At 44.9% G+C, this 25181-nt stretch carries 16 protein-coding genes; 12 read left to right on the top strand and 4 right to left on the bottom strand.

Annotated features, from left to right (window positions below; genetic code table 11):
* Positions 1 to 6: 6 nt before the first annotated feature.
* Complete coding sequence (locus tag HBAL_RS12640) at positions 7 to 1446, bottom strand: P1 family peptidase (protein WP_015828334.1); 1440 nt, start codon at positions 1444 to 1446, stop codon at positions 7 to 9.
* Between the two features lie 213 nt (positions 1447 to 1659).
* Here HBAL_RS12640 and HBAL_RS12635 point away from each other — a divergent pair, with 213 nt between their 5' ends.
* The 4 genes from HBAL_RS12635 (at position 1660) to HBAL_RS12620 (ending at position 6493) form a co-directional block, all read left to right on the top strand.
* Positions 1660 to 2361: a copper resistance protein B gene (locus HBAL_RS12635; protein WP_015828333.1), complete on the top strand. Its 702-nt coding sequence runs from the start codon at positions 1660 to 1662 to the stop codon at positions 2359 to 2361.
* Between the two features lie 113 nt (positions 2362 to 2474).
* Positions 2475 to 3047 (top strand): GNAT family N-acetyltransferase, encoded by a 573-nt coding sequence (locus HBAL_RS12630; protein ID WP_015828332.1) that lies wholly within the window; start codon positions 2475 to 2477, stop codon positions 3045 to 3047.
* A gap of 241 nt (positions 3048 to 3288) precedes the next feature.
* Positions 3289 to 4635, top strand: coding sequence for an MFS transporter (locus HBAL_RS12625; RefSeq protein WP_015828331.1), 1347 nt, complete (start codon positions 3289 to 3291; stop codon positions 4633 to 4635).
* A gap of 10 nt (positions 4636 to 4645) precedes the next feature.
* Complete coding sequence (locus HBAL_RS12620; RefSeq protein ID WP_015828330.1) at positions 4646 to 6493, top strand: hypothetical protein; 1848 nt, start codon at positions 4646 to 4648, stop codon at positions 6491 to 6493.
* A 7-nt stretch (positions 6494 to 6500) separates the two neighbouring features.
* Here HBAL_RS12620 and HBAL_RS12615 read toward each other — a convergent pair whose 3' ends face one another.
* Positions 6501 to 7382: a LysR substrate-binding domain-containing protein gene (locus tag HBAL_RS12615; protein ID WP_015828329.1), complete on the bottom strand. Its 882-nt coding sequence runs from the start codon at positions 7380 to 7382 to the stop codon at positions 6501 to 6503.
* Between the two features lie 74 nt (positions 7383 to 7456).
* The gene (kdgD, locus tag HBAL_RS12610; protein WP_015828328.1) at positions 7457 to 8371 is read right to left on the bottom strand and encodes a 5-dehydro-4-deoxyglucarate dehydratase; all 915 of its coding nucleotides are present in this window, start codon (positions 8369 to 8371) and stop codon (positions 7457 to 7459) included.
* Positions 8372 to 8598: 227 nt separating this feature from the next.
* Between kdgD and HBAL_RS12605 the strand changes: the two genes are divergently transcribed.
* The 6 genes from HBAL_RS12605 (at position 8599) to HBAL_RS12580 (ending at position 19881) form a co-directional block, all read left to right on the top strand.
* Complete coding sequence (locus tag HBAL_RS12605; RefSeq protein WP_015828327.1) at positions 8599 to 11364, top strand: TonB-dependent receptor; 2766 nt, start codon at positions 8599 to 8601, stop codon at positions 11362 to 11364.
* A 74-nt stretch (positions 11365 to 11438) separates the two neighbouring features.
* Positions 11439 to 12947, top strand: a complete 1509-nt coding sequence (locus HBAL_RS12600) for an aldehyde dehydrogenase (NADP(+)) (protein ID WP_015828326.1) — start codon at positions 11439 to 11441, stop codon at positions 12945 to 12947.
* Positions 12948 to 13220: 273 nt separating this feature from the next.
* Positions 13221 to 13961, top strand: coding sequence for an ImuA family protein (locus tag HBAL_RS12595; RefSeq protein WP_015828324.1), 741 nt, complete (start codon positions 13221 to 13223; stop codon positions 13959 to 13961).
* Entirely contained in the window at positions 13882 to 15435 is a 1554-nt protein-coding gene (locus HBAL_RS12590) for a Y-family DNA polymerase (protein ID WP_083773127.1), read from the top strand. Before HBAL_RS12595 ends, HBAL_RS12590 begins: the two co-directional genes overlap by 80 nt.
* A complete protein-coding gene (locus HBAL_RS12585) occupies positions 15408 to 18698 on the top strand; it encodes an error-prone DNA polymerase (RefSeq protein ID WP_015828322.1) in 3291 nt (1096 codons plus the stop codon). The genes HBAL_RS12590 and HBAL_RS12585 overlap by 28 nt, the downstream gene beginning before the upstream one ends.
* A 289-nt stretch (positions 18699 to 18987) precedes the next feature.
* Positions 18988 to 19881, top strand: a complete 894-nt coding sequence (locus HBAL_RS12580; RefSeq protein WP_015828321.1) for a MurR/RpiR family transcriptional regulator — start codon at positions 18988 to 18990, stop codon at positions 19879 to 19881.
* On the opposite strand, the gene HBAL_RS12575 is transcribed toward HBAL_RS12580, so the two are convergent.
* Positions 19868 to 20647 carry an HAD-IIA family hydrolase gene (locus HBAL_RS12575; protein WP_015828320.1) on the bottom strand — a complete coding sequence of 260 codons (780 nt, stop codon included), beginning with the start codon at positions 20645 to 20647 and terminating at the stop codon, positions 19868 to 19870. The genes HBAL_RS12580 and HBAL_RS12575 overlap by 14 nt on opposite strands.
* Positions 20648 to 20868: 221 nt before the next feature.
* On the opposite strand from HBAL_RS12575, the gene HBAL_RS12570 reads away from it, so the two are divergent.
* Positions 20869 to 23541 (top strand): TonB-dependent receptor plug domain-containing protein, encoded by a 2673-nt coding sequence (locus tag HBAL_RS12570; protein WP_015828319.1) that lies wholly within the window; start codon positions 20869 to 20871, stop codon positions 23539 to 23541.
* Positions 23542 to 23629: 88 nt separating this feature from the next.
* Positions 23630 to 25165 carry an alkaline phosphatase D family protein gene (locus tag HBAL_RS12565; RefSeq protein WP_015828318.1) on the top strand — a complete coding sequence of 512 codons (1536 nt, stop codon included), beginning with the start codon at positions 23630 to 23632 and terminating at the stop codon, positions 25163 to 25165.
* Positions 25166 to 25181 lie beyond the last annotated feature (16 nt).

Genomic DNA, 25181 nt, shown 5'->3' with positions numbered 1-25181 from the left:
CTTTTTTTACTTTGAGATTCGTGAGCCGACTTGTTCCCAGCGTCCCGAGTTTAAAATTATTTGATCGTCATTAAATTCTATACTGAATGGATATCTTCCTGCTGGTATTGTGAACTGAGTTTTCGATACAGGCAGCAATTGTAGAGGGTGATCTTTTTTAACCGCGAATACATCGCGTTCACCTGTTGCGGAGGCAATTAAGGTGTCACCGTCTAGTTCTATTGTAAGGTCTGCAATATTGCTGAAGTTATATGTGCCAACGAATTTACTGAGTGCTTTTTTGCTAAGTTTAACGTTCTCATTCGGCGCAACATGTGTGGGTTGATCGTGCGGTGTTGTTGAGAGGATTGCGTCCCACATAAGTTCTGATGCAACGATGCCAAGTTCCATACTTGGTATGGATGCACCGATGCTTTCATCTATTTCGGCTGTAGAAACGGCGTAAAGCACATCACCGTCAAATTCTGTTGCAAATGGTTGGATTGCTCGGCCCATAGATGTGTGCACTTGAGCAGCAAGTCTCTTAAGCTCTGCATGAGAAAGGGATACGTTGGTGACGACCACGCTGACTGTTGTGTTCTTTTTTTCAACTGGTTCGGATTCTGTTGCTTTCCAGTCTGGGCGCAAACTATCAGGTGCGCCGCGCATTAGATCCGTTGCTTTAAGGTCTTTGGGCCAATCTTGTCCTTTGAAGCAATTGGCAACATTTCCGTCGCGGTCCGTCACAACACCCAGAGCATTTACAACTGTGAATACTGCGATTTTTACATCACCAATTTGTCTAAAGGCTGCACCTTGTCCTGATTTGGCGTTGCAGCCGAAAATACCACCATTTACAGCGGATCTGCCTGCTCCGTATGCGCCTCTTGGGAAAATGCCAGATTCGGCAGCGCGATAAGCTTCTTGAGCGAGGCGTTTGTCGGGGTAGATTTCATTAAGTCTGCGCCCACCAAGGTCATAAATGATTGACCCTGTTGCAAATCCTATATTTTCCCAATGTCCACTGGTTTCACCGTCGTCTAGTAGGGCAGTCATCACACCTGTGGCTGCTTCCAAACCATACCATGACCCACCGGCAAGAACGATGGCATCTAGTTCAGGGTGCAAGTAGCCAATATTTAAGAATTCAGAGTTGATTGTACCCGGGCCACCACCGCGTGCATCTACAGCAGCATGGACTTTTTTTCCAAATTTTAAAACCGTTAGACCCGTTGGTCCGTCTTCATATTGGCCGGTACCAATATTAAGCATGGGCCAATCAAACTCCAGCCGAGACGCATCTTCAAAGCCATCATTGATGAGCGTCGGAAGTTCGGCTTGTGAACGTGATTGGTTAGTCTGTTGTGTTGGTTCTGCCGACGCAATTTGTCCAACCCCACATGCCATGCACAATCCAAGACTTGAAAGGCAAGCGCTAAAGTAGCTCGCTTTTTTTAAATTTGACATGTCATCGTGACTCCATTGCAAAGGGGAAGACAAGCATTTGCCTGTCCTGTGTGAATTTACTTACAATGAAGCAACACAACAAAGATGCAAATTCGAATGAGGGTGGTGTTATTTGCGCAACGCACTCGTCGATCAAATCAGCTTTAAAATGTTCCGAACTCTCATCAGGCTCATGAGCAACCTTTCTAATTGATGGTGTCGGTGGAATCTGAAATGAGACTATTTAATACGGGTGTATTAATTGCTGTGGGCCGATGGGTGGAACCTGCATGGGCAAATGAAGATCATCTCTCGAATACTCCCATTGAAGCGTCAGTATTTAGTGAAATACGTTTAGCTGATGATGCTAATTTGATGTTTATCGAGGGGCTCGTCGAATATGAGTCAGGCAAAGCCGTTTGGAGCGCAAGTGCGGAAGGGGAAGTGGATGCCTTGGAACGTATCAATAACGTTGAAAGCAAGATGCAGTTGCGTTCAATTATCTCTCCCGAACTACAAATTTCTATGGGGGTGAGGCTCGATTATGTTGATGGCGAAATAATCGAATACGCATTTGGAGGAGGACACTTTTCACTGCCGTTCAATTTTAATTTGGACGCAATGTATTTTCTATCCAAGGAGAAGAAGTCGTTTAGTCGTTGGATAATTTCAAACGAAATAGAGCTATCCCCCCGTTGGCATTTACAAACTGCACTTGAATACAATATTGCGCTGCAAGACGATGAAGAAGAGGTGAGTGGTATGACTGACGGGGAGTTTGCGGCACGTATTAGATACCGCGTATCGTCTGATATGTCGGCGCATCTGGGATATTTAAGACAGTTTGAATTGGGAGAGCAATATCAGTTTTCAAGTGAGATGGGACTGAATACGCATTTTGACAACCTTGTTATCGGAGTATCTAGAAGCTTTTGATCCGGGCAATGGCCTGTGTTTAGTTGGAAGTCTAAAATTGCACTTATTTTGGTGTGGGCAAGCTTCTAAATTTGTCGATTTAAGTACGCAAAGCGGAAGAAATATAACGCAAAATGACTTCTTTTTCTGAATATCAAATAGAAATCGCTGAAATTGGAATGTTTTCCCTTGTTGAGTACAACAATGAAGAAGACGCAGAGATCATTCATCCATGGGTGAATATGGAATATGCCAAATTTTGGATGCTGAACAATTCCACATTGGAGAAAGTTAAATCTGAATACAAAACGATAATGGCACCGATTGGAACCAAAGTTTATTTAGGGTATCTAGATAACAGCCCTATGTTTCTGACAGAAATTTATGATCCAGCTTGCGAAGAAATAGCGGAACATTATCTAAGCAAACCGGGTGATTTTGGAATGCATATTTTGGTTGCACCTGCAAAGAAATATATTCCCAAATTCACGCAATGTGTTTTCAAAGTTCTCTTGAGTTTTCTCTTCCAATATCGGGGAGCTAAGAGAGTAATTGTTGAGCCGGATGTTGCGAATTTTAAAATTCATAAACTCAATGAGCAGGCTGGTTTCAAAGTTTTTAAGGACAGTGTAAAATTGTCAAATAAATTGGTGAGGATTGAAATTTGTGAAGTGGATGATTTCCATCAATCTAAACTAATGGAGTGAATTCCTTCTTCTGAGAGGATCGCTTCGCCTGAATTTGTAAAGCAAAAATATTCCACCAAAACCATGTTTCAGACGTTTCCGCCTTATGAATTTGATTGATACCGATATTGTATTGATCAATAGTATTCTGACCTTTGACGGCACATGATCTTTGCGCGTAATCTCACCGGAAAAGTATAATTTTCCCTAGTCTAGTCAATGCTAGTCTTTCAGAGGAAATCGCGGAGGAGATGGAGTTCAGGTGATAAAAGCCGATTTAAAACCTACAAGAGTTAGGTTTCTGATTATTGCGTTAATCTTTATAATTACCACAATAAATTACGCAGATAGAGCAAGTTTTGCCATAGCAGGAGATGCCGCATCAAGTGATTTGGGACTGAATTCGGTTCAACTTGGTTTTATATTGTCTGCTTTTGCTTGGGCTTATGTCGCTGCGCAGATTCCAGGTGGTGCGCTGCTGGATAAATTTGGGACGCGGTTAGTCTATACAATTGCGATCGCGATGTGGTCGCTATTCACTTTCTTTCAAGGGTTTGTAGGATTTTTTGTCGGCGGGACAGCATTTGCGATTTTGTTTGCGCTGAGAATGTTGGTTGGACTGTGTGAGGCACCGTCCTTCCCAGGGAATGCGCGTGTCGTATCAAATTGGTTCCCTAATTCTGAGCGTGGAACCGCATCGGCTATATTTAATTCGGCGCAGTATTTTTCTTTAGTCGTTTTTGCTCCTTTTATGGCGTGGCTGGTTCATTCTTTTGGGTGGAGTAGCGTTTTCTTTGTTATGGGTGGATTGGGATTGGTTGCGGCTTTTGTATTCTGGAAATTTATTCGAAGTCCTGTTGAGCATAACTGGGTGAATGAAGCTGAGGTGAACTATATCGAAGATGGCGGTGGTATTACTGGCTTAGATTCATCTGCTGGATCAAAAAGTGCGGATTTTAATTGGCATAATGTGCGTCAAGTGTTGGGTAGCCGAATGCTTGTTGGGATATTTATCGGTCAATATGGTATAAACGTCCTGACTTATTTTTTTGTGACTTGGTTTCCAATTTATCTAGTTCAAGAACGGGGGATGGACATTCTTAAAGCCGGTTTTGCTACTGCGATTCCTGCACTGTGTGGTTTTGCTGGTGGGGTATTAGGTGGTGTTATATCTGATGCTTTATTGAGAAAAACTGGCTCGGCAACTATTGCTCGCAAAACACCGCTTCTAATAGGTATGGCCATGGCGTGTTCTATAATGGCCTGCACTGTTGTAGATGCAGAATGGATGATCATTGCATTTATGGCGCTTGCTTTTTTCGGAAAAGGGATGGGCTCATTAGGATGGGCGATAATCTCTGACACATCACCAAAAGAGTTTGTGGGTGTTACAGGAGGCATTTTCAATACATGTGGAAATACTGCTGGCATCGTGACGCCGATAGTCATCGGGTTTCTGGTAGGCAATTCAGGGAATTTTGATAATGCACTGATCTTTGTAGGTGTTCATAGTGTTCTTGTGATGATTGCTTATTTGGTGATCGTCCAGAAAATTGAAAGACTAACACTTCTCCCCAAAACTCCTCCTCAAGTTCAAGAAGCAGGTTAAAGGTCTTAACATGTCTCAATTGTCGCGACGTCTATTCCTCTCTGGTGTTTCTTGTTTGCCGTTGCAAGGAATAATGAAGGCTACGGCTATGCCCGCAATGCCTGTTGATGGTGAACGCAAAGTTCCAGAATGGGCTTTGTTACAACGCCAATTACTAGATGAAATGTCTGATGCTTGCGTACTTTTCTACAATAAGTATTTTGACGAACGAGGGTATTTTCTCTGTTATGAGCGATGGGGTGCTAATGATGGTCCTGATGACGCTATTGAGAACCTGAATAACTGGCCCCAACTTCATGCACTTGGTGGAAAGGAGGTCGTGAAAGATCTCTATACCCATGGTTGGGAGGGGCATTTGCGGCAGTTTACCCAAGCAAAGACATCTCAAATTGAGATTGCGCGCGATGGTATGTTGTATAAGGAATTCAACGTTCAATTTGATTGGCAACATCTTGCTGAGGAGCTTACTGTTTTCAATGTTATGCCAGCATCTGATCCTTATAATCAGGCAAATACCAAGCGTATTCGGCGGTTTGCTGGCCTGTATATGGGCGAAGATGAAGCTGCTCAGAATTGGGACCCAAAACATAAAATCATCAAGAGTATGATGAATGGAAGTAGAGGCCCGATGTTGCGCGATGCGACGGCGTTGGACTGGGCGGGTGAATATTTTGAGGTTGGTGATCGTTTTTTCATGGAGCATGGGGAAACCACATATGAAGAAACATTAGACCATTATCGGGAGTACACAGAAGTTGTAGGCGATCATCCGCTGAACCTTTTATCAACAACATTGGCTCTGAACGCTTTTATGTTAACGCAAGAGCCGAAGTATAAAAAATGGCTCTTGGAATATGTAGATGCCTGGGCTGAGCGTGCTGAAAAAAATGATGGTATTTTGCCATCAAACATTGGACTCGATGGTGAAATCGGATCGGCTACCAATGGTAAATGGTATGGGGGAACATATGGTTGGGGATTCAGCCCGATTGACACAACAACAGGTGAACGCGTTAACCGAAATCGAGTTTTGCGGACGATAGTCGGATTTTTTAATGCCTACCTTTTGACGGGCGAAGATAAATATCTTCAGACATGGCGGCGATTGCTAGACGAAATCAATGCGCAAAAGCGTACTCAAAACGGTATATTGCAAACACCGACACAATATGGCGATGACGGGTGGTATGGGTGGAAAGATGGCTTGAATGAGTCCAACCGCTTAGATATCTGGTGGTTTTCCATGAAAAAAAGTGACCGTAAACTTGCACCGGATCATCCATGGATTGCCTTTCTTGAAGGACGAAATGAGGCGTGGCCGGTCCAAGCATTGCGACAAGACATTAGTCAAGTTGTCAGGTGCGTTGATAGCATTCATGAGGATACTTCAACACCCGATTCTCGTCTTGCCGATGGCGTCTTAAAATCAAATCCAGCTACTATAACTGCGCTGATGCACCAGACGATGGGGGCAATTCATATTGGTCGTCCAGCATGGTCTAAATCCTCGGCTTATATAGGTGGGTCTCCACTTTATGCTCGCGTTCGCCATTTCGACCCAGAGCGTAAACGTGCTGGACTGCCTGAAGATATGGCTGCACTAGTTACAGAAATGACTGATGATATGACGGCGCTTATCATTGTGAACACAGGAATGGTTTTTGATCGAGACATTGTCATTCAAGGTGGCGGTTATGGTGAGCACCAAATCAACTCGATCACGGTGAATGGAGAATCCAAGAAGGTTGATCAGTCGTATCTTAGACTTAAAGTACCAGCGCATTCTAGCATCACAATTCAGATGCAGATGTCGAGATATAAGAATAGTCCAACACTATTGTTTCCGTGGGATAGATAAACCAGACCTATTGCTCTTCTATGTGTTTGAGGAGTGAAGGAATGCAGGGGTTATCGTTATTTTTTTTCCAAACAATATGTAGCTCAACTGGATAATGGGAAGGCAGTTCTAGTGGCCGGTATTCCACGTTCGAAAATTTCAATACACTCGCTGCCTCTGGCACAATAGCCGCTCCTAGATTTGCATGTACGAGAGATAGCATTGTGTGTATCTGACTCATGTATTGGGTAAATATTGGTTCTACATTCGCGCGTTCAAAGTGTTTGTTCAACATGTCATGAAAATACCCAGCGCGTTGTGGAGTATACATGATGAAATTAGAAGCGTGAAAGTCCTGAAGCGTCAATGTCTCTTTGCTTGCTTTAGGGTCGCTAGCGGGAATGGCTGCAATAAGTTTTTCTCGAAGTATGCGGCGCTTTTCATACCCTTTTAAATTGAAGCGACCTCTTAATAATCCTATATCGACCTGTCCAGATTCAAGAGCTTGTATCTGGTCGCTTGTAATCATTTCTCTCAAGATAAGTTGGGTGCTTGGAAGTTTCGAGCAGCAAACATCTATAAGGTGAGGGAGATAGCTGTATCCTGAAGCTGCGGTGAAACTAATGGCCAAATTGCCAACTTCACCTGAAGCAACACGTTTGGCTATTGCGGCGGCATCCTGTGAAATTCTAAGAATGTGTTTGGCTTCAACCAAAAAGCGTTTCCCTGCAGGAGTCAGCTTTACAGAACGGCTAGTTCTATCAAAAAGAGGTGTTCCTAGAACTCGTTCTAACACTTGCACCTGTCTGCTGACAGGTGGTTGCGTCATGTTGAGGCGTTCTGCACCTCGTCCAAAATGCATTTCCTCGGCGACTGCAACAAAACATCTTAGTTGACTGAATTCAAACATAGAACTGTCCTTAGTGCCGGTTGTTTCTAACGAGAAAAACCGGCTTCAAACTGCATATTCAGACAGTTGTGAGATTAGGAAACTTTGTCAATGAGAAGTTTTAGGCGTTGTATTTGATCTTCATTTAGGTCGGTGAGGGGGCTGCGTACTGGGCCGGCGGGGCGACCTATAGCTTTCATTCCGGCCTTCACAATCGATACAGCGTAGCCTTTGCCTTCATTGCGCAGTGCTATATAAGGTAGAACGAAAGTTTTAAGTCCTTCCATAATGGTGTCATGATCTTTAGCGCGAACAGCTTTATAGAACTTCGTTGCGAAACTTGGCACAAAGTTGAAAATCGCTGACGAATAAGTCGTCACACCCATTTCTAGGTAAGCTGGGGCAAAAGTTTCGGCTGTTGGTAGGCCGCCAATATATGTCAATCTATCTCCCATGCGCGCATAGATACGCATCATAAGTTCTATGTCTCCAACGCCATCTTTAAAGCCGATAAGATTGGGGTTGCGATCGCAGAGTTTATCAAGCGTAACTTCGTCGATGACCCCGTTATCGCGATTGTAAACTATGACACCTAATTTTGTAGAGCGGCAGACAGCTTCTATGTGATCATAGAGACCTTGTTGACCTGCAAACATGAGATAGGGTGGTAAAAGCAAGATACCGTCAGCGCCTGCCTTTTCAGCATTTTGTGCCAAATCTGTCGCGATCGCTGTTCCGTAACCACAACCAGCGATAACAGGTGTTTTTCCGCGAACGACATCGACGGTTGCGCGAACGATCTTGTCGACCTCTTCCGGCCTTAAGGAGAAAAACTCTCCCGTTCCACCGGCAGCAAAAACTCCGGAGAGTTCATGTGATAGCATATATTCGCAGTGTTCTTTATAGGCAGTACTATTGAAATGCCCAGCCTCATCAAAGTGAGTAACGGGAAATGAGAGTAGGCCAGATCCTAATACGTGCGCCATTTCACGCGGAGAAGCATTGTGCATCGTCAATCCTTAAATGAAATTTCTAATCATAATAAGGACATTAGCTTTGAAAATTGTATGTCGTCTAACGCCAATATGTTATCAATTCATTCAATTATTGTATTAATCAGGCAGTTGTTTCGTTTGATAGTTCGATGCTGAAATTGAATGGATCCATAGTGTTTTAGCTGTTTTTCTTTTGCTGTCAGTGTTTATTTTGAATCAAATAACTATGGGAGGAAATAAAAATGTCTAGGGATATACAACAAAGAGGGTCGCTTAAACCATCATGGCTTTCCAGTGTGTCATGTGCAGGCTTAACGTTGGCATTAGTATCAGCTTCATTGCCTGTGGCGAATGCACAAAATGTCTATGTTGCCGCTGAAGAAGATGCTCCAAAGCAATTGGAGACAATTGTCGTAACAGGCTTTCGTAAAAGCCTAGAAGAATCGCTAGATCTAAAACGAAATACCGTCAATTCAACTGAGAGCATTGTCGCTGAGGATATGGGGAAAATGCCGGATCTCAATCTGGCTGAGTCAATCCAACGTGTGCCGGGCGTCGCTATTTCACGTGAAGGTGGTGAAGGGCGTCAGGTAACTTTACGTGGCTTGGGACCTCAGTTCACGCGCACGACGCTAAATGGCATGGAGGTTCCGGCTTCCTCTGATGGTTTGGATTCATCGGGTGGCTTGAATGGTAGTCGCGCGTTTGATTTTAACGTTTTTTCTTCTGAGCTTTTTAACAGGATAGATATTCAAAAATCTTCAAAAGCTTCCACAGAAGAAGGTGGAATTGCTGGGACGGTCGACCTTTACACGCCAAGGCCTTTCGACAAGCCGGGTTTCAACGTCTCCGGTGGTGTGAAAATGGGTTATAACGATCTAACCGAAGAAATGGATCCGCGTGGTTCAGTTATAATATCAAATACTTTTGGTGATACTTTCGGTATCATCGGTTCACTTGCTTACACGCAGCGAACAGTACGTCAGGAAGGGTTTGGTTCTGTTCGTTGGCAGAGTCCATCTAACAATGGGCGCACATGGGCAGATACATCTGCAACCGTTGTAAATGGTACTATTGCGGAGGGGCGCACGCTTGATGATGTAATGGCACCCCGCCTGCCGCGTCTGGATTATTTTGGAAATGACCAAGAGCGTATTGGTGGGGCAGTTGCACTACAATATCGTCCAACTGCAAATATGGATTTTGTGCTTGATGTGGTTCATTCAGAACTTGAGAACTATCGCGATGCATACAATCTTATGGGCCAATTCCGTAACTTGTTTGATTCTATAACGCCTGTTGAGGTAAGTATTTCGGAAGATGGTAAGTCTCTAACTTCCGGTACATTCGACAATGTTGTGCTTCGTGTAGAAAACCGATTGACGGAATCAACAACGAAGTTTGATCAGCTCGCTTTTAATGGTGATATCGACCTAGATGACAACAAGTCTATACATTTTATTCTTGGTGCGTCTGAATCTGATTTTCGTGTTGAACAATATCGCTTCAATCTAACTGCCATTGAAGGCACGACGATGGGTTTTAACTTTACTGGCGATGAGAATTTCCCATCTCTAACATATGGGTTTGATGTTACCGATCCGAGTAATTTTGGATTCACGGGTCCGACTATTCGTGCAAATGATGTGAAACGTAAAAATGTGACGGCGGGATTGGATTTTACCTGGGAGATTGGGGCATCTAATCTTAAAGCGGGCGTTATCTTCAACGATCGTGAAATTGATACGTTGACATCGAACGTGGTCGAGCGAACTGAACCGACTTCGCTTGATGGATTGACAACTCTGCTGCCCGTTTCAAACTTTGGAGAAGGCATTGCTTCAGGGGGGATCCCAGGTAATTTTGTCGTGGCTGACTATGATGCAACAATTGCCGCATATCAGTTGGGCCCTTGGGTGCCTGATGCTGTGGATGGTGGAACGTTCAATATCCAAGAAAAAACTCAAGGCGCTTATGTTGAGTTTAGCGCTGAGGCTGAACTTCTTGGTCGTCCGCTAAGGTCTAATGCTGGGGTGCGGGTTGTTGAGACTGAAATTACTTCCGCAGGTTCAGTTCCAACGGGTGAGGGGGACGTCGCTGTAAGCGTTACAAACAGCTTCACAACTGTTCTGCCGTCTACCAATTTCGCTTGGGAGTTGTCGGATGACGTTCAAATGCGCTTAAATATGGGGCGTACTATGAGCCGTCCCGGATTAGGCGCGCTATCACCTACATCCACATATTCAGGTGTGAATGGAACATTGAGTGGTGGTAACCCATTCTTGGATCCGATTCTGTCAAATCAGATTGATATTGGAGTGGAGTGGTATTTTGCTCCGGAATCTGTTTTGGCTGCTACATTATTCTACAAAGATATTGATGGTTTTGTAGCAACTTTCTCCGAATCCGGTCGTGTCGATGCTATTTTTGCGGATCTCATTTTGACAGATGTTGAGTATGATGCTGCCACATGGGTTAACCCAATAAATGATGATTACATTATTTCTCGGCCGCTCAATAATGATGGGTCCGAGTTGACCGGATTTGAATTGGCCTATCAGCAACCATTCACTTTCATGCCCGGCGCGCTGTCAAATTTAGGTGTTCAGGCGAACTATACGTATGTTAAATCTGAATCTGAATATGGTCAGGGGGCATCAGCACTTACTGCACCTTTGATTGGACTATCTGAGCACTCATGGAATGCGACTGTCTATTATGAGACAGAGGTTTATGGTGGACGTCTCTCAGCAAATGGTCGTTCAGAATATAACACGACTGTTCCTGGCCGAAACGGGAGTGCCGAAGAAGCTACAGATGGATCAGTTAACATCGATGCCTCTGCCTTCTGGAATATCAACGATTTCGTCACCTTAACTTTTGAAGCCATTAATTTGACCGACGAAGACGAGCGATTGTTTGTAACGGGTGACGGAAGCCAAGATCTGGTTCGTGAATATAACCACACAGGACGTCAGTTCTTTGTCGGTGCGCGTATGCAGTTCTAAAACTTCCACGTTAACTAAGGGTAGGCTTCCAATCGTTCAGCCTGCCCTTATTTTTTTGAATCAAGGAGTTTTGAATGATTTGCGGTACACACTATATTGATGGTCAATGGGTTGCGTCTTCCGATACCTTTGTGTCCCATACTTTGACAGGGAAGGCGAATTCGTTTTCCATTGGTTCAGCAATAGAGGTAGATCAAGCCGTTCAAGCTGCTGAAAAAGCATTTGAGAAATTTGCTCAATCGACGCGCGAAGATCGCGCACTTTTTTTGATTGAAATATCGACACAGATTAAAGCTCGAATAGCCGACATTGTCGCAATTGCGATGGATGAGACAGGATTACCTGAAGCACGATTGATTGGTGAGTGTGCTCGTACGACCGGACAATTAGAACTATTTGCAGAAACAATTCGCGACGGACATTATCTAGATAGGCGGCATGATCCTGCATTGCCTGAAAGAAGCCCTTTACCTCGCCCTGATTTGAAATTGATTCAAAGACCTGTGGGCCCTGTTGCCGTATTTGGTGCGTCGAATTTTCCGTTGGCGTTTTCAGTGGCAGGCGGAGATACTGCATCTGCTCTTGCTGCAGGTTGTCCGGTGGTTGTAAAAGGACATTCTGCTCACCCGGGCACAAGCGAAATGGTGGCGAAGGCCATAGCGACAGCGATTGAGATATGTGGGCTACCCACAGGGGTGTTTTCTCTCTTGCAAGGAGACAATCGGGAATTAGGCACTAGCTTGGTCAAACATCCGTTGGTCAGTGCTGTCGGGTTTACCGGTTCGCTTCGCGGGGGGCGTGCTTTGTATGATTTATGTGCTGCTCGGCCCAATCCTATCCCATTTTTCGGAGAGTTAGGGGCGGTAAACCCTGTCTTTGTCCTTCCAAATGCCAATGTGCTACAAGCAGGTGAACTTGGTTCCACTTGGGCTAATTCTGTTACAATGGGTGTTGGTCAATTTTGTACAAACCCGGGTGTTGTTTTTGCACTCGATACGCCGGACCTTGATGAATTCATCGACGCAGCTCTGATTGTCATGGAGGATTTTAGCTCTCAAAATATGCTAACGGAAGGCATGGCCAAGGCTTATGATGCGGCATGTCAGAAAGTGTCTTCTTTCGAGGGGGTCGAAGTTAAGCTTCAAACGGGCAATTCGTCTCGTAAGGTTGGAGCGCAGCTTTATACGACAACGGGGAGATACTGGCAGGCTGAACCGGAAATACATGATGAAGTGTTTGGCCCTTGTGGTATTATTGTACGCGTCCAAGATGAAGGCGAACTTATTGATATCGCTAGAAATTTAGTCGGGCAACTCACGTGTACGCTACATCTTGGTGAGGAGGATGCCTTGCTTGCAAAGGCACTGATGCCCATTCTCGAACGCAAGGCCGGCCGTATTTTAGTGAATGGATTTCCAACAGGTGTAGAAGTTTGCGACTCTATGGTGCATGGGGGGCCTTATCCGGCCTCCACTAACTTTGGGGCTACTTCTGTGGGAACAATGTCGATTCGTCGTTTCTTACGCCCAGTTTGTTTCCAAAATATGCCTTCAGAGCTTCTTCCAAGGGAAGTGTTTGACTAGAGCTTAAGCCATAATGTGTCTTGAGTGTTGATAGTGTCTCATGGTTTTGTGTGAAAACTTCAATGCAGCTCGTGTGTTTCTGTGTTTGTTGAGCTGTGTTGATAACGAAGTTGCCAAGGTTTTTGAAAATTTTGTCGATCTAGATGGTCGCTGTGCCGGCAAATGAGGATCTAAGGGAAGCTGAGCATTGATGAGGCATAGGGATAACTAATTTAAATCTTCTATTTATTGATAGCTTGACTCTTTATCGGGGTTGGAACAAAAGTAGAACATATGAATGTTTTAGCTTTTATACCTGACCGTTCTGAGTCATCCAAAGTGCTACCTCTAAAGGCAGAGGAAGAAGCTGTTTTCCCATTTGGTTTGGGGCAAAAAGGTCTGCATGAGTGCGCGGAAAAAAACTATGGAGACATGAGTGCGCTGACTGGGTTTGTGTTGGCAAATATAGAGCCTAAAAGTGCAATACTCTGGGTGAAACAATATAAGTTTGTTCAAGAGCATGGCCGAGCCTTACCAAGCGGTGTGGAGCTATTCAACAATAAGAAATCACATTGGATGCATGTTGTTGTTTCTAAACCTATAGATGCATTATGGGCGATTGAAGAGGGATTAAAATCTAGCGCTTTAGACCTTGTGATTGGTGAAGTTGAAGAAGCTGACTTTACTGCAACGCGTCGATTGAAACTGGCAAGTGAACGCTATGGTGTTCCTGTTGTTTTGCTTATGCCTCACACACGTGAGGGGATTAGCGCATGTGATGCACGTTGGCGCATTAATTCACAGCCCTCCGCCTTTAATTCTTATGATGCCAAAGCCCTAGGTTCACCGTGTTGGAGAGTTGTCTTGGAGAGATGTCGATCAGCACCGTCACGGGCGGGGGAAGCATTTAATTTGGAGTATGATGATGAAGCGCTATCTTTACGTGTGGCTCCCTATGTGGCCACTGGATCGGTTGCGCCGCAAGAAATCTCGTCAGTTAAAGGACAAACCGAAAAAATCAGGCAAAACGGTTAAACGTATTCCTTTTGTTTTGGTCGAAAAAGGCCGGCATGGCATTGAAGTTGTTGCAGCTAATGAAGCGGCGCAAAGCCGAAATATATATTCTGGCTTAGCGTTTACAGATGCACGTGCACGTACGCCTGATCTGGTGTTTGAGGAGATTGATAGAGTAGCTGATAGAAATGCACTGCAAAAACTGGCTGATTGGATGGTACGTTTTTCTCCACGTGTTAGTACTGATGGAAATGATGCGATCGTTATGGAAATAACCGGACTTGATCATTTGTTTGGTGGAGAAGCTAAACTTATGGAGCGGATTAGGGCGTGTTTACAGACAAATGGTTATATATCTCAAATTGCAATAGCGGGTACATTTGGGGCGGCGAATGCACTTGCGCGATATCGTATAAATATTGGTGATGTGTTTGTTTCTCAATTGGGTCATGAAAAACAAGATTTAGCAGACCTTTCGGTAAAAGCTTTGCGGTTGTCAGATAAGACAGTTCAGCTTTTGCGTAAATTCGGACTCACTCGCATAGATCAGCTTTATGGGTTAGACCGAAAAGCGCTGACGCGGCGGTTTGCATCACGTGAAGCAGCTGATGCTGTGGTATTAAGGCTCGATCAAGCGTTGGGGATACGTCATGAGCCGATCAAACCTGTAATAGCTGAACCTGAATGGGCTATGCGGATGTCATGCCCAGAACCTGTGGCCGCGCAAGACGGTGTGGAATACGCGCTAGACCACCTTTTATCTCAACTTTGTCATAAGCTCGATATGCATGGTGTGGGCGCTCGCGATTTTTGCCTTTATGCCTTTGGTGTTGATGGTAAATGTTCACATATCAGCGCATCATCGGCGAGTGCTGTGCGTGATGCAAATCATATTAGGCGATTGTTGAAAGAACATGTTGAAACGATCAATCCGGGCTTTGGAATTGATCTTTTTATGTTGTCAGCAGCACGTATTGAAGGTCTGGATCATGATGCGAAGCCTCTAGCGGCTGACATGGTCGGGGGATTTGATGAAGAGGCTTTTATACGTCTGGCAGATAGGCTTGCTGTCCGCTTAGGCGAAAAAGCTGTGCAAATGCCAATATTCCATGAAAGTCATGTGCCAGAGCGATCTGAAAGCTTCTCACAATTTGCAACGCATTTGATGGAAGCAAGGAGCTTATCTCGCGCAATGGGACCTAGACCCTTACGCATGTTTGAAATGCCCGAGCATGTTGAAGTTATGGCTGAAGTTCCAGATGGGCCACCTGCACGTCTTATATGGCGGCGAGTCATGCGTAAGATTGTGCGGGCGGATGGACCAGAGCGCATTGCGCCGGAATGGTGGAAGCTTTCAGAAAAAGGTGCACGGGCGCGCGACTATTACCGCATTGAAGATGAAGAGGGGTGTCGCTACTGGATTTATCGTCATGGTCTTTACGATGATAATCGCGGGGGACCACCGCAATGGTATATGCATGGAGTATTTGCGTGACTCCGCAATATGCCGAATTGGCTGTCACGACGAATTTTTCTTTCTTGCGGGGTGCCAGTCATGCTGAAGAATTTGTTGCACAGGCCAAAAATTTAGGATTATCGGCGATTGGTATCGCAGATCGCAATACGTTGGCGGGTGTGGTGCGGGCGCATGTTGCAGCCAAAGAACATGGTGTGCGTTTGCTCATCGGTGCGAGGTTGGACCTCACAGATGGTATAAGTCTTTTATGTTACCCAACAGACCGGGCTGCTTATGGGCGTTTGTCACATCTATTATCAGATGGGAAAATGCGCGCACCGAAAGGGGAGTGTCATATCTCCTTGGAGAATGTGATTGCGTATGCTGATGGACAAGTTTTTATTGTTATTCCTCCAATGCAGCCAGATGCTGTTTTTGAAGAAAAATTGCAAATATTGATGGAAAAATTTGCTTCCTCTTTAGAGGGGAGCAGTCCATCTCCCGATAAAAAAATCTATATGGCGCTTATCCATCAATATGGCGGTAAAAATCGTGAAAGATTGGCGCAAATAGCTGCCTTGGCATCCAAGTATAATTTGCCTCTTATTGCGACAAATAATGTGCTTTATCATGTTTCAAGCAGGCGACCGCTGCAGGATATTCTCACTTGTATTCGAGAGCATGTTTCGCTTGAGGACGCTGGGTATTTACTAGAGCCTAATGCTGAGCGTCATCTCAAATCTCCCTCAGAAATGGTGCGCCTTTTCCATGGTTTTAAAGAGGCGATTGAGCATACGCAGAAGATTGTCGAAGCGTGTCAATTCTCCCTTGATGAGTTGCGATATGAATATCCAGATGAGCCTGTCCCGCGAGGGAAAACGCCTCAAGAGCATTTGATTGATATAGCGTGGAAGGGAGCTGAATGGCGTTATCCAGAAGGTGTGCCTGAGAAGGTCCAAAAATCTTTAAATTACGAGCTTGGCCTTATCGGAGAGCTGCATGTTGCGCAGTATTTTTTGACTGTGCATGACATTGTGAAATGGGCACGTGAACAGGAAATATTGTGTCAGGGACGGGGATCTGCGGCTAATTCAGCTGTATGTTATTGCCTCGGAATTACGAGTGTGGATCCTAAGGTCAATGATTTGCTGTTTGATCGTTTCTTATCTCGTGAACGTAAAGAGCCGCCTGATATTGACGTAGATTTCGAACACGAGCGCCGTGAAGAAGTTATCCAATATGTTTATGAGCGTTATGGTCGCCATCGCGCTGCACTTACCGCGACAGTTATTAGTTATCGGCCTCGTTCTGCTGTGCGCGAGGTCTGCAAAGCTTTTGGCTTGAGCGAGGACGTGGCAACAGCACTTGCAAAAACAAACTGGGGTGCATACGGCAAAACAATCTCTGATAAACAGGCCGGTGAGAGTGGGCTTGATCCGCGTAATGAAACTATTCAGCGTGTTTTGCATTTCACACGGCAATTAATTGGTTTTCCTAGACATTTATCTCAGCATGTTGGGGGATTTGTACTGACGCAGGGGCCTTTGGTGGAGACTGTGCCCATTGGTAATGCGGCTATGGATGAGCGCACATTTATTGAATGGGATAAGGACGACATTGATGCGCTCGGCATTATGAAAGTCGATATTCTAGCACTGGGCATGCTAAGCTGTATCCGAAAATGCTTTGATATGCTGCGGCTTTATAAGGGGTTAGAGTATAATCTAGCGACAGTACCTCAAGATGACCCAGCTGTTTATGATATGTTGTGTAAGGCAGATAGTGTCGGTGTGTTTCAGGTCGAAAGCCGTGCGCAAATGAGTATGTTGCCGCGCCTAAGACCAAGAGTTTTCTATGATTTAGTGATTGAGGTTGCGATTGTCCGTCCTGGTCCTATTCAGGGGGATATGGTGCATCCTTATTTGCGACGCAGGAAGCGCATTGAGACTGTTCGTTATCCATCTCCTGCGCCTGAGCATGGTCCGCCGGATGAGTTGGAGAATATTTTGAAGCGGACATTGGGTGTGCCGCTGTTTCAAGAACAAGCCATGCAAGTGGCAATTGATGCAGCCAAATTCACACCTGATGAAGCAAATGGTTTGCGTAAAGCTATGGCGACGTTTCGGCGTAATGGCACGATGGGACTATATGAGGATAAATTTATAAACGGCCTCACCAATCGTGGATATAAACCAGATTTTGCGCAGGCTTGTTTTAATCAAGTTAAAGGCTTTGGAGATTATGGTTTCCCCGAAAGCCATGCAGCGAGTTTTGCTTTGCTTGTCTATGTTTCTTCATGGCTTAAATGCCATCATCCAGAGGTGTTTTGCGCTGCGATTTTAAATTCACAACCTATGGGGTTTTATGCACCAGCTCAACTTGTTCGAGACGCGCGCGAGCATGATGTAGAGGTGCGTCCGCCTGATGTGAATTATTCTGATTGGGATAGTCTTTTGGAGCCTAAGGAAGATGGGACATTCGCAGTGCGTCTTGGGCTAAGACAGATTGAAGGTTTAAGCGAAACACACATTCAAACTCTTATGGATAGGCGTCAAGATGGTTATTATACACCTGAAATATTACGCCAGCGGACAGGGTTGCCGCGTGGGGCATTAGAGCGATTAGCAGCTGCGGATGCGTTTCGTTCTATGGGGTTAGATAGGCGTGAAGCTCTATGGGCTATTCGGGGGCAAACACAAGAGGCTCCTTCTGAGCTGTTTGCGTGTTCTGCTACGAAAGAACAGGGTCGCGAGGCAGAAGTCAAACTTCCTGAAATGCCAATGTCTGAGCATGTGATCCAAGATTATCATGCAACGCGATTATCTTTAAAGGCCCATCCAGTTTCATTCCTGCGGGAGCGGTATTCAAGAATGGGGATTCGTACAACTAAGGAAATATACGAATTGCGCAGTGGGTCGCGTGTGATGGTGGGCGGTGTTGTGCTTGTCCGTCAACGCCCAGGAACAGCTTCTGGAGTTGTATTTGTGACGTTGGAAGATGAAACAGGTGTGGCTAATCTTATTGTGTGGCCTAAAGTGATGGAACGTTTTCGTCCTATTGTGATGGGGGCATATCTGATTGCGGTAAAAGGGCGTGTGCAAACTGCAGATAATGTGACGCATATTTTGGCCGAAGAAATCATAGACCGCACACTTGATCTGGAATTTCTGACTGAAGACTCTCAGTATGTTCAATCCAAAGGAGGTGAGGGTAAAGCTTGGCCTGTCTATGCTTTAAAATCTGAAGCTGCACGTCATCCCCGTAATGTTAGAGCGATCCCAACAAGTCGTGATTTTCATTAGTCAAAATTATCTTTTTAATAATGAAAAAACAGGCAGCGTTAGATAAGATTAATCTAGTCTTTGGACGGGAAAGGAATTTAACCAACGAGAAAATTACTGCCACTTATTCAGGCCGGCGTCCTAACGGCATAAAAGCATGCTGGCGTAGCAATTAGTAATTTCCTCAGACATTACTGCAAGTGAAGTTGGTTAGGGTTCATTTTTTTGAGTTGTAATTTGAGTAAATTTCATTCACTGGTCTTTTGGTTTTGTGATTCTAATAATCTTAGTTCTAAGTAGGAGATATTTTTTGTCTACGGAACATACTAAACGAGGTGCGCGTAAAGCAGGTGATGCTTTCATAGGTAATGTGATCAGTCGTATCCGTATTCGTAAAGATTCATTGGGGCCAAGTACCTCTACTATCGCAGATTATGTTTTAGGTCATGCCAATGCTGTTGTGGGAATGTCTGTGACAGAACTAGCTGAGGCGACTGGCACCAGTGAGGGGAGTGTCATCAATCTTTGTCGGCAATTAGGTTTATCTGGGTTTCAGCAGCTAAAACTTAGTTTGGCTCAAGAAGTTGTAAGACCAGTTCAATTTATTCATGAAGATCTGCAGCCAAGTGATGATACATCCACTGTTTGCCAGAAGATGTTTCACGCAGGTAGCGAGGCATTACGAGAAACACTTTCAATTTTAGACCCAGATGCCATTTCTATGGCTGTAGATGTCATCAGATCCGCTGACCGTGTAGAGATATATGGGATTGGATCTTCAGCTCCAATCGCAGAGGATGCGCAGTATAGAATGTTGCGTATAGGGCTTGATGCTAAGGTCGTGGTTGATAGTCACATTCAAGCAATCAGTGCGTCACGAACAGGGCCAAATGTTGCAGTTCTGACTATATCACATTCTGGCTCTACACATGAGACTTTGGCAGCAACGCGCCTAGCTAGAGATGCTGGTGCAAAAACAATTATTATAACTAATTTCGCAAGCTCGCCTTTGCAGGCTTATGCTGACGTCAAACTTTACACGATGGCTCGAGAAACCAAATTTCGTTCCGAGGCTATGACAAGTCGTATTGCTCAACTTTGTATCCTTGATGTTCTTATAGCAGCGCTTGCGTTGGATGATTATGAGCGCGCTACGACAGTTTTGCGGCAAACTTCAGAAGTCTTATCCATTAAAAGATTTTGAGCGTATCGAGTATATTTTGAAAGAAAATGGAAGGTGTAGGGGAGGCTAAGATTGAATGCATCCCAAATGCTTTGGCACCTGCAATATCTGTTACCGGATTGTCACCAAACATAACGACTTCACTAGACTCTAAGTCTATTGATTTGCACCCTTTGTCGAAGATAATTTGAGAAGGCTTACCAATAATTTCTAATTCCACCGAGGATAAATCAATGCATGCCCCGAGTGCAGCTAATAAAGCACCGGTTTCTGGTTTTACTCGACCATCTACCCCAGGATGCGTAAGGTCAGGGTTGCTGATTATTAACCGCGCTCCGTTTAAAATAGCATTTACAGCACGTTCGAGCCGTTGGTAATTAAAGCGCGTATCACGCATGAGTATCACGAGGTCGACATCCTCATTTTCTAAGGTTAATCCATGCGCGCGCGCAGCGGCGCGCATACTCAAACTCCCTAGGACGAGTGTACGTTTAGATTCTAATTCAACTGCTCGTTTGATGGATTCAATGCCTGCTAAAATAATCTGTTCGCTTCGCATAAATATGCCAGATTTTTGAAGTACGTATTGAAACTCTGCAATGGTATTTGAAGAATTATTAGAAACAATTGCTGTTCTTGCGTGATTAAACCGTAAGAATTTCTCTGCGCTCGGTACTATGCTGTTCTCAATAGCGCAGCAACCATCCCAATCTACTAGATAACCTTTGGCTTCAAGAATGGCTTGTTTATTGGCCCTTCCAAGGTGCTGTTCACCTCCATTTGTCATCTGATTCCCTCCTTTGATATTTCTGCCTATTTAAGTGAGTAAAACTCAACATACAAGCAATTTTTAATTGAGCTATATTCACATAAATTTTACAAAAAGAACATCGGAGCGTCATGTAAGCGCTGTAATTGCGGAGTTGCGGCCATGTGTTTTGAGTGAATTTGAGTGTCGAGAGATGCTGGGGCCGTTGGATTTAAAGGGGCAACAGAGGGACTATTGCTATGAAATCGAACACATACAAATTTAAAAGACGCTTTGCGTTTGGGGTGGGGGCATTATTGGCGACGACAGCTATGCCACTTAATGCATTGGCAGATGATGCTGACGATAGTGGGCGTCAAGAAACAATTCGTGTTGAAGGCCAGTTAATCGATACTGAAGTTAGTGATATCGCATTGGATATGGTGAAGTTTGGGACGCAAGTTCAGCTCATCAGTGATTTGGAAATTGAAACAGGTGGTTTCACTAACTTTGGAGAGCTGGCAGCTGGTCTTATCCGTGGTGCAAATATCGGATACTCACCGGATGAAGGTGAGTTCACTGTTCGGATCGATGGAGGCACAGACCGAGACACTCTGCTTTTGGTTGATGGTGTGCCGTATTTTGACCGAAGTTCTCCACTTGAAGATCTGTGGCCTGCAACAGCAATAGATCCGCGGATGATTTCTGGTGTTGAAGTTTACCGTGGTGGTAACAGTTTATACTTTGGGTCAAATGGTGGATTGGGTGTCGTAAGTGTAAAGACCAAAGAACCGGATGGCACAAAAAAAGGTGAATTGGGTTTCTATTTCGGATCTTTCGAAACACGTGAGCTTTACGGCAACTTTTCGTTCCCATTGGATAAAGCCGGCAAGCATAGTGTCCTTGTATCTGGGCGGTCGTATGAATCAGATGCGCATGAATTGTTTAGCACAGAAGCTTATTCAGATAACGTGATTGCACTTGGGGGAAAGCATGAGTTCCCTTATAGTTACAACAGCTTAGGTTTGAAATATCTCTGGCAAATTGCTGAGGATACAGAGTTTCGCGCTGGTGCAAGTTACGCCACGATTGATTTTCGAGATTCATTTCCAAACTCGACTGTTTTTCAGCCAAACTACACGGAATTCCCGATTTATAATGCGTCTTTTAAGCATCGTTTCAATGAAAAGCTTAAGTTAGAAGTCGAAGGACATTACCAAGACCCGCGTTTGCAAAATAGTGAAGTTGATGCCCAAATATGTCAGATTCCGCGTTTGACAGATTTGCCATCAGACATTGAAGCGCAGGCGCGTGCCGGAGGAATTACATCCTTTTCAACTGCCGCAGAATACGAAGCGTTTGCCGCGACTATTCCTGGGCTTGCTGCTGGGTGTGTGACTAACCCATATGGTGCAGCTGGGAGTGCCAGTGACGATAACTTGAATGGGGGAAGTAGCTTCTACATAAACAATGACCCTAATAGTCCATTCTTTAATCAAGCTTATGGGACGCAAGAAAATCCTTTCCCGATTGGTGCACCGATTGGATATGTGGTCCAATCATCGGCTAATTTCGGTGATGGTGGTCTGACGAAAGGTTTTGGTGAAACAGATCAGCGTACGAGTGGATATGAAGACATGGGAATTAACGCCCGTGCCACATATACAATTAATGATTATGTAGAAATTGTTGGTGGTGTGCAAAACACAACATACAGAGACAATTCTGATGCTCAGTTTGGAGTGAAGGATACAACACTCTCTAGCACGGGTGTTTATGGTGATTTGCGTTTATCTCTTCCTGTGCTCGCTGGATTAAGTACATCATTTGCAGCGCGTCAGGATTTCAACGATAGCTTTAGTGACCAATCGGTTTACAAATTTGGTCTGCGTCAGGACTTTGGTGCTGGTGTTTATGCGCGTGCAAGCGGTGGAACGTCATACAGTTTGCCGAAAATCGATGAGATTGGTGCTTTTGGTTCAAATGCAAATTTAAATCCAGGGCTTGATCCACAGGAGGTTGAAGCGCTGAACATAGGTGTAGGTATCGACCGCGACCTTTTCGGCGGGACTATGAATATCGAATTGGGATATTTTGATACGACAATCAACAATTTGTTCTCGAGTCGGTCTGTTGGTTCAGTCTGTCTTGAGTACGCAAATGATCTTGCGACCCCAATTCAGACAGGCTTGGTCAATAGTACGGATGCGATTGTACGAAATCGTGCCAATATCATTCCGCCAGACTCATTCTGTTCGACAGCTGTATCTTTAGGGTTGGAAGATTCTGCATCTGTGGCTGTGAACACCAAGAATGAGCAAGACATTTCAGGTATAACTGTCGATGTTGCGTTTGATTTCGACAAATGGAATGCAGACATCACTTTCACAAAAATGGAATCTCTGGAAAACAATCCAGTATATGGCGTCCTAGCTAGACTTGATGGAACGACTGAAAATTTAGACTTTGTTGTTCCTGGCGATGCAGGAAGTGCCATGACGCGTCAATCTGCGGAGCGTCCTGAATGGTCCTTGTCTGGATTGATTAGTTATACGCCAACGGAAAATTGGACTTTTTCATTAAACCCGCGTTTCCAAGGGCCTGAATGGGCTTACGCAGGTACTTCACTTGCACGGCTGGTCGATGAGAATGGCAATCGTGTTGTTGAAGACATGAATTTCGGTGACTACTTTGTTCTAAATGGTTCGATGCAATACCAATGGGGTGATGAAAACCAACACCGTATATTGGTGCGGGGCGTGAACTTGCTGGATGAAGATTATTTCGAACGAGCTTCTGGTGGTGCTGGATACTCAAGAGATAGAGCCGTTGTTCGAGGTGAAGTCGGACCAAACGATAGTGCGTATTACCGTCAATATGGATGGAATGGTAAGCCTCAATCCTTCTGGATCCAATACGAGTACGCATTCTAGCCAGTCTAAAAGCTGCAAACCCTCACATGGTTTGCAGCTTTTTTTCTACCAATCAAAATCTTACATAAGTATATGGATGGGTTAGCTCATGTTTTCTCGGCGTCTTTTTTTGGCTGCAGCAGGTTCAACACTTTGGGTGCCAGCAAGTGCAAACGCGCACAGTGGCCATTATCATTTCACTTTGGGAGTGGCCTCGGGTAGCCCCCGTGCCACAAGCGTCGTTCTATGGACGCGTTTAGCGCCTGACCCTCTAAATGGCGGCGGTATGCCAGTTGGCCCTGTCATGGTGCGATACCGAGTTTGCCTTGACGAAGGAATGCGTCGGACCGTGCAGGAGGGTGTCGTCATGACGTCTGAAGCAAAAGCGCATTCGGTGCATGTGACACTAAATGGATTAGAACCTGGGCGTGAGTATTGGTATCAATTCTATTTCGGTGAAGATGAAAGCCCAATTGGTAGAACAAAGACAACTGATCCAAAGGCCACATCAGCGACGTTTGCGATTGCCAATTGTCAGGCTTGGGAAACCGGACATTACGCAGCTTACCGAGACATTGCAGAGTGGGCACCTGATTGTGTCATTCATTTGGGAGACTACATTTATGAGGGCGGTACGAGTGAGCTTGGTGTGCGCCGTCGAACAAATGCTGGTACTCAAATCGAGTATGAAGTTGTTCGTAAACATAATAGCGATGAAATCACAACATTATATGACTATCGGAATAGATATGCTCTATATCGTAGTGATCCACATTTGCAGGCGGCGCATGCCGCTGCGCCTTGGATCGTCTCCATGGATGATCATGAAGTTGATAACAATTGGGCGGGAGGCACGCCTCAAGACCCTGACAAACAGACTGCACTAGAATTTGCGGTCCGTAAGTTGGCCGCGTTCCAAGCTTATTATGAACATATGCCATTGGAGCAACCGCCGACTCTGAATGGATTGGCCGGGCATCTTCAAATGTATGGTGCTTATCAGTTTGGCCCAGCGCGCTTAAACTTATTGGATACGCGTCAATATCGTTCTGATCAGGTGTGCGGGCAGGGCTTTCCAGCAGATTTCCCTTGCGAAGCATTAGAAAATCCTGCGTTGAGTATGACGGGAATTGCGCAAGAGAAATGGTTGCTTGAACAGCTCAAAAAATCGGATGCAAAATACAATGTGATTGCCCAGCAAACATGGTTTGCGCCTTACCGATATTCCGAAAACCCTGCGTCACGGACATGGAATATGGATCAGTGGGATGGTTATCCTTTGCAGCGACAGCGTCTCATTGATGCAATGGCCGATGATGTGTCTAATCCTATTGTTTTGAGTGGGGATTGGCATTGTGCAAGTGCAATGACCGTCCACAAAGATCCAGAAAATGCGAAATCAGATAGAGTTGCTCATAACTTCGCGGCGACATCCATCTCCTCTGTTTGTTCATGGTCTCCATCTGTCGCGCAGGCGCAAAGTGCAAACCCACATGTGAGTTATGTAAATGGTGAACAGCGCGGATATCTTCGATGTGTAGCTGACAGTCAAAATTGGACGTCAACTTATCGTACCGTTGCTAATCCGAGTGACAGTGCATCGAAGGTTGGAACTGATACTGAAATTCGAGTGCGCGATATCTAACGAAGACAACATTTAT

Source organism: Hirschia baltica ATCC 49814 (genome assembly GCF_000023785.1).
GTDB classification, from domain to species: Bacteria; Pseudomonadota; Alphaproteobacteria; order Caulobacterales; family Hyphomonadaceae; genus Hirschia; species Hirschia baltica.
Note: the sequence above shows the minus strand (reverse complement) of the source record. Positions and strands in the feature narration are given on the sequence as shown.

Coding starts and splice junctions, on each gene's coding strand:
- HBAL_RS12640 (WP_015828334.1), bottom strand. CDS start 1,446: ATGTCAAATTTAAAAAAAGCGAGCTACTTTAGCGCTTGCCTTTCAAGT.
- HBAL_RS12635 (WP_015828333.1), top strand. CDS start 1,660: ATGAGACTATTTAATACGGGTGTATTAATTGCTGTGGGCCGATGGGTG.
- HBAL_RS12630 (WP_015828332.1), top strand. CDS start 2,475: ATGACTTCTTTTTCTGAATATCAAATAGAAATCGCTGAAATTGGAATG.
- HBAL_RS12620 (WP_015828330.1), top strand. CDS start 4,646: ATGTCTCAATTGTCGCGACGTCTATTCCTCTCTGGTGTTTCTTGTTTG.
- HBAL_RS12615 (WP_015828329.1), bottom strand. CDS start 7,382: ATGTTTGAATTCAGTCAACTAAGATGTTTTGTTGCAGTCGCCGAGGAA.
- kdgD (WP_015828328.1), bottom strand. CDS start 8,371: ATGCACAATGCTTCTCCGCGTGAAATGGCGCACGTATTAGGATCTGGC.
- HBAL_RS12605 (WP_015828327.1), top strand. CDS start 8,599: ATGTCTAGGGATATACAACAAAGAGGGTCGCTTAAACCATCATGGCTT.
- HBAL_RS12600 (WP_015828326.1), top strand. CDS start 11,439: ATGATTTGCGGTACACACTATATTGATGGTCAATGGGTTGCGTCTTCC.
- HBAL_RS12595 (WP_015828324.1), top strand. CDS start 13,221: ATGAATGTTTTAGCTTTTATACCTGACCGTTCTGAGTCATCCAAAGTG.
- HBAL_RS12590 (WP_083773127.1), top strand. CDS start 13,882: ATGTGGCCACTGGATCGGTTGCGCCGCAAGAAATCTCGTCAGTTAAAG.
- HBAL_RS12585 (WP_015828322.1), top strand. CDS start 15,408: ATGGTATATGCATGGAGTATTTGCGTGACTCCGCAATATGCCGAATTG.
- HBAL_RS12575 (WP_015828320.1), bottom strand. CDS start 20,647: ATGACAAATGGAGGTGAACAGCACCTTGGAAGGGCCAATAAACAAGCC.
- HBAL_RS12570 (WP_015828319.1), top strand. CDS start 20,869: ATGAAATCGAACACATACAAATTTAAAAGACGCTTTGCGTTTGGGGTG.
- HBAL_RS12565 (WP_015828318.1), top strand. CDS start 23,630: ATGTTTTCTCGGCGTCTTTTTTTGGCTGCAGCAGGTTCAACACTTTGG.